Origin of the sequence: Shewanella sp. NKUCC06_TVS, assembly GCF_019345515.1 — a bacterium.
Taxonomy (GTDB): domain Bacteria; phylum Pseudomonadota; class Gammaproteobacteria; order Enterobacterales; family Shewanellaceae; genus Shewanella; species Shewanella oncorhynchi.
On record NZ_JAHKQX010000003.1, the window covers coordinates 92,272 to 106,075 of the forward strand.

Sequence of the window (13,804 nt, forward strand, 5' to 3'; positions counted from 1 at the left end):
AAAGCCTGCTTCAATTAAGAAGCAGGCTTTTGCTTATGTAGATTTCAGCAATGTTAAACTTCATCATGCCAGCGCATTTTACTTCTCTATCTTTAAAAGGCTTACATTATGATCCGTCAAAACCTAATGATTGCGCTTTATTTATGCTTGGTTTGCTCTTCATTTAATACGGCCTATGCAAACACCTTTAAGCAAGATATATCGACGGACGTTAAGCTTGAACCCGCGTTTTGGTGGGCGGGGATGCAGAACCCTGAGTTACAGCTGATGCTGTATAGCCGCGAACTTCCAAGCTTACCGCAGCAGATTAAGCTTGATATCCAAGGAAAAGGCATCACACTTAAAAGCCTTGAGCACACTGATAACCCTCACTATTTGTTTATCAATTTAGATCTGAGTCAAGCTGCGCCGCAAACCTTTGAACTAGTGATTTCCAGCACTGACTCTGCTTCAAAAGCCAATAAACCTCTTTATCGCCTGCCCTATACGTTGCAAGGGCGCGCTAAAGGTAGCCGTGAACGCCAAGGATTTAGCAATAAGGATGTGATTTACCTTATCACGCCGGACCGATTCGCCAATGGCGACACCAGTAATGACAGTCAGGCCGATATGTTAGAGCAAGTCGCGGCTAACTCTCCCAGTAATCTCAACTATCCCGATGCTCGCCATGGCGGCGATATAGCAGGGATCAGCCAGCACTTAGCATATCTGGCAAAACTTGGCGTGACTCAGTTATGGATCAATCCACTGCTTGAGAATAATCAAGCCCAGTATTCATACCACGGTTACTCAATTACCAATTTATACCGCGTAGATCCCCGCTTTGGCAGCAACGAAGATTATAAAGCCTTAGTCGCTAAGGCAAACAAGCTTGGGCTTGGAGTAATTAAAGATATTGTGGTGAATCATATCGGCTCTAACCATTGGTGGCTCAACGATTTACCTAGCCATGACTGGCTGAACGATGCCACAAAAACGCAGCTAAAGAATCAAGAATCCAAGCCTAATTTGACTCAGTCTGCCGATGCTAAATCCAGCGCTATCACATCCAGCGTTACCAGCCCCCGTTTCACCAGCCATAGGCGCACCACAGTGCAAGATCCCTACGCGGCAGCGCAAGATCAAATCGATTTTGTCGACGGTTGGTTTACCGACACTATGCCAGATCTGAATCAAAGCAATCCAAAACTGGCAACCTATCTTATCCAAAACAACATTTGGTGGGTCGAGTACGCCGGACTTTCGGGGATACGTGAAGATACTTACTCCTACGCCGACAAAGCATTTCTCGCTAAATGGTCTAAGGCCGTGATGACTGAATACCCCCATTTTAATATTGTGGGTGAAGAATGGACCGCAAACCCTATCACAGTGTCCTATTGGCAAAAGGGCAAAATCAATGACGATGGTTATACCTCAGATTTACCCAGTTTGATGGACTTCCCGCTATATGAAAAATTAATTGCCAGCCTCAATGATCCAGAAAGCTGGGATACGGGTTTTATCAAGCTTTACGAGATGTTAGCCAACGATGTTGTGTATGCCTCACCCAGTAAGCTAGTGCTATTTGAAGGCAATCACGACACCAATCGTATCTTCAGTTTAGTGAAAGAAAATATAGACTTATACAAGATGGCCCTCACCTATGTGCTGACCGCCAAACGCATTCCGCAGCTGTTCTACGGTACAGAAGTGTTAATGACTAGCCCGACAGAAGGCCGTCACGATGGCGTTGTGCGCAGTGATTTCCCCGGCGGGTTTGCCAACAGTGCCACTAACGCCTTTACCGGCCAAGGGCTGAGTGAACCCCAGCGACAAGCACAGCAATTTGTCCGTACCCTACTGAATTACCGTAAACAATCCCCTGCGCTGCAATCGGGTGATTTACTGCACTTTGTGCCGCAGGATGGCATCTATGTACAATTTCGTTGCTTATTGAATGACCCATTATCAGCTGAACAGAAAGCCGAAGCACTTAAGTCACTAACTCAACACAATTCTCAAACCCAACACAATGCCTGCACTCAGCCCTCGGCCGATAAAGTCATGGTGATTTACAATAAAAATGACAAAGCAGTCACGCTAGATGTAAACCGCTTTGCCAGTGTACTTGGCGATAACCGCGCCGCTACAGATATCATCAGTGGCAACACAGTTTCACTCAATCAAGCGCTAGCATTGCCCCACGCAGGGGTCACTATCCTTGAGCTTAAAGCAAGACCGCAGCTAAATACTGGCTTATCTAGCCGTCAAACCTCTAATCATATGAGTTACTCAGCTAGCGATTTAACTCAGGCTCAAACAACTCACCCAATCAAAAACTCAACCCTAAAAGGAATTCAGTCTTGAGCTTTTTATCGCCTATCAATTCCCGAGTGACTCAGTGCCCCCAAGAGGCTAAATTTCCCATAGTGGCTTTACTTATAACCCAAGCAGCGAAAGCCCCGCAGCGCCGACAGTCATCACTCAGCTTATGTTTAAACGCTCTATTCAGTGCCTCTTTATTAACTGCCTCGCTTTTTAGCTTCTCGACCAATGCAAATACATCGACACAGGCGCTTGATAATGAGTTACTGCCAAAGTCTGAGAGTGAGGTTATGACGTTTAAACCTGTGGTGTATCAAATCTTTACTCGCCTTTATGGCAATAAAAATCCAACCAACAAACCTTGGGGCACGATTGCCGACAATGGCGTCGGCAAGTTTAATGATATCGACGATATTGCACTCAATAGTATCAAGGACCTAGGCGTTACCCATGTGTGGTACACTGGCGTTCCCCACCATGCATTGATTGGTGATTACAGCGCGATTGGCGTGAGTGCAGATGATCCCGATGTGGTAAAAGGCCGTGCGGGCTCACCCTACGCAGTCAAAGATTACTACAACGTCAATCCAGATCTGGCGGTCAATCCCGCCAACCGTTTAGCCGAGTTCGAAGCGCTCATTGCCCGTACCCATCACCACGGCTTAAAGGTGATTATCGATATAGTGCCAAACCATGTGGCGCGCCATTATCAATCCGTTAATAAACCCCAAGGCGTGCGCGATTTTGGCGAAGATGATGATACCAGTCTGGAGTACGCCAAAAACAACAACTTCTATTACGTTGTTGATAAAGTTGATGTTAATAATGGCTCGGAGGGGGCAAAGGGACAAGCGCATGCCTTTGAAGTGCCAAGCTTACCCGCAAATCTTAAACCGCTGGGCGGAGAAGCTCACCCATTAAGTGACGGAAAATTCAACGAATTTCCCGCAAAATGGACAGGCAATGGCTCACGCTTAGCCAAGCCCGATGCCAATGATTGGTACGAAACAGTCAAAATCAATTACGGCGTACGCCCCGATGGCACCTATGACTTCCCTCGCCTGCCAGCCAATTTCGCCACTTTAACGCAGGCGCAGCATTACGCTTTTTGGCAACAACACTTAGCCGAGCTCCCGAGCTCTTGGATTAAATTCAATCAGATTGCGCAATACTGGCTAGCGAAAGGGGTCGATGGCTTTCGCTATGATATGGCCGAAATGGTGCCAGTGGAGTTTTGGAGCTATCTCAACAGCCAGATAAAACACACAAATCCCGATGCCTTTATCTTGGCCGAGGTCTATAACCCCAAGCTGTATCGAGATTATATCCAACTTGGCAAAATGGATTATCTGTACGATAAGGTCGATCTTTACGACACCCTAAAAGCCGTGATGGCGGGTAAAACCAGCACAGCTAATATCGCGGCAGATCAGGAAAAAGTGCAGGATATTGAATCTCACATGCTGCACTTTTTAGAAAACCACGACGAGCAACGTATTGGTAATGCAGCATTTTTAGCATCGCTACACACAAATAAGCCCACCGCAACCCAAGCCGTTAATCCACACAATGCCCTACCCGCTATGGTAGTGTCGGCAACGATAGGCACTTCACCGACGTTAGTGTATTTTGGCCAAGAAGTGGGAGAAGCCGCCATCGACAACCCAGGATTTGGTCATGCATCACGCACCAGTATTTTTGACTATGTTGGCGTCCCTGCCCATCAGCGCTGGATGAACAATGGCAAGTTTGATGGTGGACAATCAACCGTAAAGGAAGCCACTTTGCGGGCTTATTATCAAAAATTACTGAACCTAAGCACAGGTAAAAATGTACCGGCGCTTTTAGGAGAATATTACTCGCTCGATGCCGCCAACCGCAGCGCACAAACCGCCACAATGGATACACATGGCAGCGCAACGGGTTATGATGACAGCAATTTTGCCTTTGTGCGCTTTGAGGAAAATACGGCCAATAAAACGGGCCAAAAACTGATTATTGTGAATAACTTTAATCAAACCCAAGCAAAGCCATTATCCCTTAAGCTGCCAAAGCCACTTATCGACCAATGGCAGTTAACGGATGGGACCTATCCACTTAAGGATTTGCTGGAAGACAACAAAGCGCAGTTGGTTGTCAAACAAGGTGAAGGACAAGTTCAGATGCAACTTGCACCGCTGTCTTCAGCCATATTCGAGCTGGAAGATTAAACGAGCAAAAAGCCTAGGTGAGCTAAAAAGTGAAATCGACCGATAGCGTCACGCTAAACTGTGACGCTATCTTTTTTTAACCGTTATACTCTCAAACCTTTCTATCTTATTTGATCACCCTTTAAAAATCACAAAGGAAAGCGATGTTACTCGGCATTCACCATGCAGCGATTATTTGCAGCGACTATCAAAAGTCCAAACACTTTTATGTAACCATTCTTGGCCTTACCGTGCTTGCAGAGCATTTCCGTGAGGCACGTAAGTCCTATAAACTTGATTTACAACTGGCCGATAAGAGTCAAATTGAGTTATTTTCATTCGATAATCCACCCAAACGACCAAGCTATCCCGAAGCCTGTGGACTTAGGCATCTCGCCTTTCGCGTAGCATCGATTGAAACCGCCATCGAACATCTTCATAGCCATCACATTACCGTTGAACCCGTCCGCATTGACGAATACACAGGCAGAAAATTCACCTTCTTTAGCGATCCCGACGGCTTACCCTTAGAGTTATATGAGCTATAGCACGAGTGAAATAAGGCAACATCACAGCAATAAGATGAATAAAGCTTAATTACGCTAAGGGATGGTCAGCATTAGACTCAATAAAACGACGCAGCCGTTTAACCAATAGTTTAAGTAATCGATTGACTAATTTGGCGCTGTGATAAGGTCAAAGCCTACCTAGGCTAACCATTTAGGAACTCAAGATGTTTGATAATCCAGCATTATTACTATGGAGTTTAGTCTTTAGTCTCTTTGGTCTTGGCTTTTTCACCTATGGCAAACGCCAAGTTGCACCCATCCCCCTCGTCGTTGGGATAACCCTGATGCTCTACCCTTATTTTGTCAGCAACCTAATCTTACTCGTCTGCATCGGCATAGCACTCATCGCGCTACCGTATTTTGTGAAGTTGTAACAAGCGATCTTTGTCATAGCTAGATTGAAAAGCTCATATCTATCAGAGCAAATGAGGACTTATGTCTTACTCGACAAAATGACCTTATTCCACTATCTATCACTGGTCATGACTTTACTGGCCAAGCCAATAAGCAACACACCTGATATCCCCTCTAAGGCTCTCGAATAACGCAGGGAATTGGGGCGACTAAATACCCAGCTTCCTGCCGACGCATAAAGGACGTTACACAAGGTCGCTAACAAACTGAAAATAAGACCAAGGGTTAACAGCTGAATTGACGTTGAACCCGCTAACGGGTCAATAAACTGCGGCAAAAAAGAGAGGAAAAATAAAGCGACTTTAGGATTAAGTACACTAACGACAATGCCTTGGAAAACTACGTTGCCGTTTGGTTTGCTATTGTTATCAACCACAATTTTATTATTGCCACGCCACATTGATATTAACGCTTGAATGCCTAAATACACTAGATACGCGGCCCCTAACCACTTCACAATACTAAAAGCCAACGCTGAACTGAGAATGATGGCAGATAATCCCAAGCTAGCAGCAAGCGTGTGAACAAAATAACCCACACCTAAACCCATCGCAGCTTTAAGCCCACTGATCATTTTCCCTTTCATTGTGTTAGATACAATGTAGATGACATCGGGTCCAGGGATAAGATTGATAGCAAGGCAAGCAACTGCAAACAGTAATAGTGAATTTAAATCCATTTAATTTTTCTCCTTGTTAAACGCGTAATCTATCGCGCCGCTTAAGTGGTGTCCGACGCAATACCGCAGCCTCTGTAAACCACTTTAAAAAAAATCAAAACGTTAACTACAAGTAAATTGGTAACCAGAACCTGTGCTCAACTTTATATACTTTTTGCTCACGTCTTGATTCAAAGCAAACTTCAATTTGCTCATCCTTAACGATCTTAATTTGCGCTTAATTTTTTTATTCACGGCAAATCGTTAAACGGCGCACCGCAAAAATCCCCAGTAGTGAAAGTATCAATAGCGATAAGCTGCCACCGCCGCTGTAACCTTGTTTATGTTCTATGGTGGCGACGTGCTCTTCCTTAACCCGAGTTTTAAAACGGGCAAGCTCGTCATCTAAATTGACTATCATATCGTTCACCGCGAGAGCAAAGCCCTCGTAGGATTTTTCTCTTAGGGTTGTCGTCACGCCAACAGCGGTTGAACTTTCAGTTAACTGATTAATACCTGGCGCCCTAAATAACATCTTCTGGCTACGCATATCGAAAACGGCTGTATCAACAAAGGTTTGAATCGCATTTTCATTACCGGGGATTAAATACATACCCACAATCGTCCAATAAAGGATGGCGGATTTGTTCTCGTGGCTTTGCATCAATTGATCGTAAGAAACCAATGCCATCACATCAACATCATGCAGGCGAGCAACCTGCTGCAAGGTTTCAAAACCTTTACCATTTTTAAGATAGGTACTTGGGATCACTTCGATACGATCAATATAGTCATATTTGACAAAGGATTTTTTAACCTTATCAAGTAAGGCCATCTGAGTTCGGCTATCAATTGCATCGGCTTGCCAATGGGACGAAGGCAAGAAAGCGATGCCGACGGTAATAGGTAAACGCAGCACAGGTAAGGATGGCTGCTGGGCTTGGCGACTCTTCTCATCGGGGTATAAATATTCAACTAAGCTACTTGATACCGCATTTTTCTCCGTAGTATTACCGTTAAAAAATGCACTACAACCGCTCAGTGAAAGCATGGCGAATGAGGCTATGCCACAGGCTATTACCTTAAGTTTCATTTGTTTCCCTACCGTATCCATACACTTGCTGTTAATGATGAAAACTGAACCCACAACTAATGCAGATTTTGGATTACCTTATCCACTCATCAGAGTAAAAACAAGCTGTTATGTTCACATATCACAGCATTAATCTTCCTTGATTAGATTTTAAATACAAAAAAGCCGCACTATAAATGCGGCTAGTCAATAGGTACAACCACTCTCTAAAATACAACTTAAGTCAAAAGTTAAGCGTATTTACGCACTTTTTTAAGGGCGATTTGTTGTTTTAGCATGGATAAATGTTCGATAAATACTTTGCCATGCAAATGGTCGATTTCGTGCTGCAACACTATGGCTAAAAACTCATCAGTCTCGATTTCGATAGCCTTGCCAGTTCTGTCTAAGGCTGTCACTTTAACCTTTTCAAAACGTGACACTTTAGCGCGATAACCGGGGATAGACAGACAACCTTCTTCACCGACGAACTCACCTGACTTTTCAACAATCTCAGGGTTAATCAGCACTAAAGGCTGGTCGCGACCGTCAGATAAATCGATCACGATAATGGCATCTGTACTGCCGACTTGAGTTGCCGCTAAACCTATACCATCGTCCGTGTGATACATGGTTTCGATTAAATCATCGATAAATCCCTGAACAGCTTCAATATCTTTTACAGGTTGCGCTTTACGTTTAAGGCGCTCATCGGGAATAGTTAGAATATCGAGTACAGCCATGCCAGTTATCTTCTCTCATCGAGTCAAAAAAATTGGCGCTATTATGGACTATTTGACCATTTACACAATATTTAAGCTAAAAACAGTTTAAATATTTTGTTAGTAATCGAGCTAGCCGATAAAAATATCGAGAAGTGCTTAATCCTTTAAATGCCAAATACTCTCACATCTTCCGCTAAGCCACGCTTTACCGTTACACTAGCGTGAACTCATCAAGCAAAAGTTTTTGAGCGTGATTCTTTGTGAGTCATACCAATCGTATTAAATATCTGTTCATTCAGCGAGAATTCAACGCGCTTTAGACAAGGCGAAGGCTTGAAGGCATAGTGGTGCTCTGTCGAAAGCCTTAAACGCAGTATAAAGCGTTTTGAAACCCGCCCTTTGGGAGCCTCACAGGTATCCCACTCTGGTGTTGCATTGACTTAAAAGAGAATAACGATTTCTGCGTCAATGCGCCTGAGATTTAAATACCTGTGAGGCTTTGAACTGATTAGATATTTAATGTGATTGGTATCAATACCATTAAGCTGAGGGTTAACAATTCAATGGCATCGTTTCCTAAAGAAAAATCACCACTGTATCAATACCTTGAACAAGATAAACAGAGTGTAGCGAAAAAACAGCCCCAAGCAGTGGATTTGTCTCCTATGGCGAAAATCTGGCATATCGTCGCCATGATCCCGCAGGGTAAAGTCAGCAGCTATGGCAAAATAGCTGATTATGCAGGATTACCGGGACGAGCGCGTTATGTGTCAAAAGCGCTAAAAGCAGCTCCCGAACATTTGTCACTCCCTTGGCATAGGGTACTCAATAGTCAAGGCAAAATATCCTTCGAGAAAAATTCAACCTTCTTTCAAGAACAGATGGAATTATTAAGAATTGAAGGGATAACAGTGAACTGCGGCAAAATTAGTTTGTCTGAATACGAGTGGCGCCCGGATCTGGTGACTTTAGTCATGGCAATGCCATTTTAGTTTAATATATTGATCCATAAACTATTTACATCTCTATTTACAGAAACGTCGTCCTCGGCTATAACCTGCTTACAGTCGATCCGATAATTGATTTATGCTCAACTGATTGACCAAGAACTGTGTAAGTAAGCATGCTACTCGACACTTTTTTATCAACCACTACCGACCGTTCTGTAGTGATACAAGGTGAAAACCTGCGACCCAAGGAGCATTCTTTGCGTACCATTCCCACATTATTAGTGAGTTTTACCGTCCTCACTCAAAGTATGTTTGCCATGGCAGCGCCAACACCGCTAACACCGCAGACGGCCGAATACCAAGTCAACTATGGAGACATTGAATTAGGAAAAGCCAAATACACGCTACCCAATGCCGAAGATGGCGTGTTTAAGTATCGTTTTGATAGCGATCTCAGCCTGTTATTGTTAACCGATGTGCGTCACATCTTGAGTGAATTTACTCAAAATGATTCGCAGCTCAGTCCTTTGCGTTACTTACAACAACGCCAAGGTGTCGGGCCTAATTACACGGAGCAAACCGCATTCGCCAAAGCTCAAGGCTTTATTCATACCCGTTACAAAGATGAAAAAGGCAAGTTTCCCTATGATGATAAAATCTTTGATCCTCTTATGGTGCAGTTGCAATTTAGGCTAGATATGATGGCAGGCAAAGAAGTGCTCGACTATAAGATGGTCAAGGACAACGAAGTCGATGAATACAAGTTTCATGTGATCGGTAAAGAACGAATGAACATCGACAGCGGCAGTTACGACACAGTCAAAATTGAAGTCGTGCGTGACAATAAAAAGCGTCAAACCTTCTTCTGGATGGCGCCTGACTTAGCATATTTGCCCGTGCGGTTAACACATTTTGAAAAAGGCAGTAAGCAGCTCGATATTAAGTTGCTGAAGTACCACTTCGATGAAGTGCCGAACCAAGAAACCATACCTGCAGACATTGCAGAGAAACCGCTAGTGCCTAAACTGCTCGGCACGACTGAAGGTTAATCGGTAAGGCATTGAGTTAAGATGTATAAACTTAACCCAATGATACAAAGCCTTAGCTTCACAATACTGAACTAAAGCCAAACTCATATCGAATAAAGCCCAACCGAACTAATATCTAACCGAACTATATTTAACTGAACTATATCTAACTGAACTTAGGGCCTACCTCTAAGTTCAGTTAATGTTCATCGCTAATGGTTCATCACTGATTGCTAGAAGGTATGTTAGATACTGACTCGAACTTTTTAATAAAGTGACCTGAACAAAACAAAGTCAACCGTAAATCCGCTTGCCCTCATTATTTAGCTCAGTGGTATCACATCAGAGATCGATTAACAGCTCACCCAATCTGAACAGCTTCCAGTTACCCGGCTGCATAACGCGCCACTGTTCATTCTCGGTCAATGGGCGAGTCGCAATCACAGTCACCACATCATGGGCGGTAGTTTCCTTATCAAAATCAATCACCACATCGGTATCAATAAGTTTCGCTTTACCAAACGGCGCGCGGCGAGTGATGTAACATAAGTTATTACTGCAATAGCTCATTAAATGCTCGCCATCGCTCAATATCATGTTGAACACACCTAAGGCACGGATTTGCTCGGCCAACGTTGCAACGTAATGGAAAACTGCCAACATATCTTCAGGTTTAGTACCGCCAAACTTCTGGGCGACTTGTTCCAAAATCCAGCAGAAAGCAAGTTCGCTATCGGTATCGCCTACGGGTTGATAGCGCGAGACATGAAACTTGGGCAGATAGTCCGTCAATTGACCATTGTGGGCATAGGTCCAATAACGTCCCCATAATTCGCGGGTAAAAGGATGAGTGTTCTCTAAAGACACACAGCCGCGATTCGCTTGGCGAATATGGCTTATCACCACCTCACTTTTAATCGGGTAGGATTTGATCAATTTTGCAATATGCGATTCGCTACTCGGGCAAGCATCTTTAAAAGTACGGCTACCTTTCCCCTCGTAAAAAGTAATACCCCAGCCGTCCACGTGGGGACCAGTTACACCACCACGTTGTGCTAATCCCGTAAAACTAAACACAATATCGGTCGGCACATTGGCGCTCATCGCCAGTAACTCGCACATATTTCTCGCCTATCATCAATCAAAAAAACTACTTATTGGCATTGTAACTAGTTGATGACATTTGTGGAATGATCAAAGCTGACAAATAATTTAAACAATTGTTTGAAAAATACTTGTATTAAAATTCTCTTAGGTTTAACTTTTATGCGACACAGGTCTGACCACAAACTATAATTGTGATCGCAATCAATAAAACACTCTATGACCTGTGGTTGGCACTCGGTCATATTTAAGGAGAATTACAGTGACTACCCTACTTTGGATCATCGCCATGATCTTAGTGCTAGGAGCCCTAGCTTACCTTCGGGTATCTTTGCTCACTGCCACTATTACAGCCGCTGTTGTGATGACAGCAGGATGGACACTCGATGTTGTCGGCCCTATCTCTTGGATCGTTTTCCTCGTGATCGCGCTGCCGTTAAATATCAGTGCATTTAGACAAAATGTGATCAGTCGTCCACTGATGAAGGTATATCGCGGCATCATGCCGGAAATGTCTTCAACAGAGAAAGAAGCGATTGAAGCCGGCACCACTTGGTGGGAAGCGGATCTGTTTGCGGGTAACCCGAACTGGAAAAAACTCCATAACTACCCAGTTGCGCGTTTAAGTGCAGACGAACAGGCCTTCCTCGATGGCCCTGTTGAAGAAGTGTGCCGCATGGTGAATCAACACCAAGTGTCACATCAACTTGCCGATCTGCCTGCCGACGTATGGCAATATCTGAAAGATCACGGTTTCTTCGCCATGATCATTAAGAAAAAATACGGCGGTTTAGAATATTCAGCTTATGCCCAATCTCGCGTGTTACAAAAACTGGCGGGCTTAAGTAGTGAATTGGCTTCAACTGTTGGCGTACCTAACTCTTTAGGCCCTGGAGAGCTGCTGCAACATTACGGCACGCCAGAACAACAAAACCATTATTTACCGCGTTTAGCCAAAGGGTTAGAAGTCCCTTGTTTCGCTCTGACCAGCCCAGAAGCCGGTAGCGATGCAGGCTCGATTCCTGACTTTGGTATTGTGTGTAAAGGCCAATGGGAAGGTGAAGAAGTTCTGGGGATGAAGCTGACCTGGAACAAGCGTTACATCACCTTAGCGCCTGTCGCGACAGTATTAGGCTTAGCCTTTAAACTGCGCGATCCAGAGCATCTACTTGGTGATAAAGAAGAACTCGGCATTACTTGTGCTTTGATCCCTACCGATATGGAAGGGGTTGAAACGGGTCGTCGTCACTTCCCGCTCAACTGCATGTTCCAAAACGGTCCGACTCGCGGCAACGAAGTATTCGTGCCATTAAGCTTCATCATTGGCGGCCCGAAAATGGCTGGTCAAGGCTGGCGCATGCTGGTGGAATGTTTATCTGTGGGTCGTGGTATCACACTGCCATCAAACTCAGCTGGCGGCGTGAAAACCGCAGCGCTGGCAACAGGTGCTTATGCTCGCATTCGTCGTCAGTTCAAATTGCCTATTGGCAAGCTTGAAGGTATCGAAGAGCCAATGGCACGCATCGGCGGTAACGCTTATCTGATGGATGCTGTAACGACTTTGACCACCACAGGTATCGACTTAGGTGAAAAACCGTCGGTTATCTCTGCGATTGTGAAATATCACCTGACCGACAGAATGCAGAAATGCGTTATCGATGCCATGGATATTCACGGCGGTAAAGGCGTGTGTCTTGGCCCCAATAACTATTTAGGCCGTGGCTACCAAGCTGCGCCTATCGCAATTACTGTTGAAGGTGCAAACATCCTTACCCGTTCTATGATCATCTACGGCCAAGGCGCAATTCGTTGCCATCCGTATGTACTCGCAGAAATGGAGTCAGCGTTTGATACTGAATCGGGTCAAGGTTTAGCTAACTTCGATGCAGCTATTTTTGGTCATATTGGTTTTGCGACCAGTAACTTCATCCGTAGCTTCTGGTTAGGTCTGACATCAAGCCGTTTCTCTAACGCGCCTTATTCAGATAAAACCAAGCGTTATTATCAACAGATGAACCGTTTCAGTGCCAACCTTGCCCTGCTTTCTGACTTAGCCATGGCAACCTTGGGCGGCAACCTTAAACGTAAAGAACGTATCTCTGCCCGTTTAGGTGACTTACTGAGCCAACTGTATCTGGCATCAGCCACGCTGAAACGCTATGAAGATGAAGGCCGTCAAACCGACGACTTGCCATTAGTACAATGGGCAGTTGAAGATGCGCTATATAAGCTACAAGCTTCTTTAGACGATTTACTGGATAACTTCCCTATGGGCCTTGGTGGCGTATTACGTGTGGTGATGTTCCCATTCGGTCGTCCACTGAAACGCCCAAGCGATGTGTTAGATCATAAAGTCACTAAGATCATGCAAACACCATGTGAAAGCCGTAACCGTTTAGGTAAAGGTCAGTTCTGGACTAACTCTGAGCACAATGCTGTGGGGATCCAAGAACAAACACTACTCGACATCATCGCGTCTGAACCGCTACATGACAAAGTCTGTAAAGCCAGTGGTAAACGTCTACCATTTATGTGGTTAGATAAAGTTGCCGCAGAAGGTAAAGCCTTAGGAGTGTTAAGCGATGCCGAAGTGCAATTACTGGAAAGAGCAGAAATTGGTCGTATGAAATCAATCAACGTTGATGACTTTGACCCAGCAGAACTGCGCCCAGAAGTGGTTTCAACCACTTCACAGGAACGTGCAGCGTAATCCACTCAGTAAGATTTAAACCACAAAAAGGAGGCTAATTAGCCTCCTTTTTTATTACCTATAACCAATCACACGACT

Annotated in this window: 11 protein-coding genes; 7 read left to right on the forward strand and 4 right to left on the reverse strand. The window is 44.5% G+C overall.

Annotated elements, in window-relative coordinates; translation table 11 throughout:
* Positions 1 to 108 precede the first annotated feature (108 nt).
* The 4 genes from KO531_RS04280 to KO531_RS04295 all read left to right on the forward strand — a co-directional run bounded on the left by KO531_RS04280 (position 109) and on the right by KO531_RS04295 (position 5,439).
* A complete protein-coding gene (locus KO531_RS04280) occupies positions 109 to 2,349 on the forward strand; it encodes a glycoside hydrolase family 13 protein (RefSeq protein WP_251068838.1) in 2,241 nt (746 codons plus the stop codon).
* Positions 2,346 to 4,517, forward strand: coding sequence for an alpha-amylase family protein (locus tag KO531_RS04285; protein ID WP_219250475.1), 2,172 nt, complete (start codon positions 2,346 to 2,348; stop codon positions 4,515 to 4,517). The genes KO531_RS04280 and KO531_RS04285 overlap by 4 nt, the downstream gene beginning before the upstream one ends.
* Before the next feature lie 143 nt (positions 4,518 to 4,660).
* Positions 4,661 to 5,044: a VOC family protein gene (locus KO531_RS04290; protein ID WP_113939623.1), complete on the forward strand. Its 384-nt coding sequence runs from the start codon at positions 4,661 to 4,663 to the stop codon at positions 5,042 to 5,044.
* Positions 5,045 to 5,229: 185 nt separating this feature from the next.
* Complete coding sequence (locus KO531_RS04295) at positions 5,230 to 5,439, forward strand: hypothetical protein (RefSeq protein ID WP_219250476.1); 210 nt, start codon at positions 5,230 to 5,232, stop codon at positions 5,437 to 5,439.
* Positions 5,440 to 5,531: 92 nt separating this feature from the next.
* On the opposite strand, the gene KO531_RS04300 is transcribed toward KO531_RS04295, so the two are convergent.
* From KO531_RS04300 to def, 3 genes are all read right to left on the reverse strand, one after another.
* Entirely contained in the window at positions 5,532 to 6,158 is a 627-nt protein-coding gene (locus KO531_RS04300) for a LysE family translocator (RefSeq protein WP_131525774.1), read from the reverse strand.
* A gap of 226 nt (positions 6,159 to 6,384) precedes the next feature.
* Positions 6,385 to 7,230: a rhombotarget lipoprotein gene (gene rhlP / locus KO531_RS04305; protein ID WP_219250477.1), complete on the reverse strand. Its 846-nt coding sequence runs from the start codon at positions 7,228 to 7,230 to the stop codon at positions 6,385 to 6,387.
* Between the two features lie 230 nt (positions 7,231 to 7,460).
* Positions 7,461 to 7,952, reverse strand: coding sequence for a peptide deformylase (def, locus tag KO531_RS04310; RefSeq protein ID WP_011789520.1), 492 nt, complete (start codon positions 7,950 to 7,952; stop codon positions 7,461 to 7,463).
* Positions 7,953 to 8,497: 545 nt separating this feature from the next.
* On the opposite strand from def, the gene KO531_RS04315 reads away from it, so the two are divergent.
* Together KO531_RS04315 and KO531_RS04320 are read left to right on the forward strand one after the other, a co-directional pair.
* Positions 8,498 to 8,926 carry an MGMT family protein gene (locus KO531_RS04315; protein ID WP_028760045.1) on the forward strand — a complete coding sequence of 143 codons (429 nt, stop codon included), beginning with the start codon at positions 8,498 to 8,500 and terminating at the stop codon, positions 8,924 to 8,926.
* Positions 8,927 to 9,141: 215 nt separating this feature from the next.
* Positions 9,142 to 9,933: a DUF3108 domain-containing protein gene (locus KO531_RS04320; protein WP_113939617.1), complete on the forward strand. Its 792-nt coding sequence runs from the start codon at positions 9,142 to 9,144 to the stop codon at positions 9,931 to 9,933.
* Between the two features lie 321 nt (positions 9,934 to 10,254).
* Here KO531_RS04320 and KO531_RS04325 read toward each other — a convergent pair whose 3' ends face one another.
* Positions 10,255 to 11,034 carry a class II glutamine amidotransferase gene (locus tag KO531_RS04325; RefSeq protein WP_113939616.1) on the reverse strand — a complete coding sequence of 260 codons (780 nt, stop codon included), beginning with the start codon at positions 11,032 to 11,034 and terminating at the stop codon, positions 10,255 to 10,257.
* 244 nt (positions 11,035 to 11,278) lie between these two features.
* Between KO531_RS04325 and fadE the strand changes: the two genes are divergently transcribed.
* Positions 11,279 to 13,726, forward strand: coding sequence for an acyl-CoA dehydrogenase FadE (gene fadE / locus KO531_RS04330; protein WP_219250478.1), 2,448 nt, complete (start codon positions 11,279 to 11,281; stop codon positions 13,724 to 13,726).
* Positions 13,727 to 13,804 lie beyond the last annotated feature (78 nt).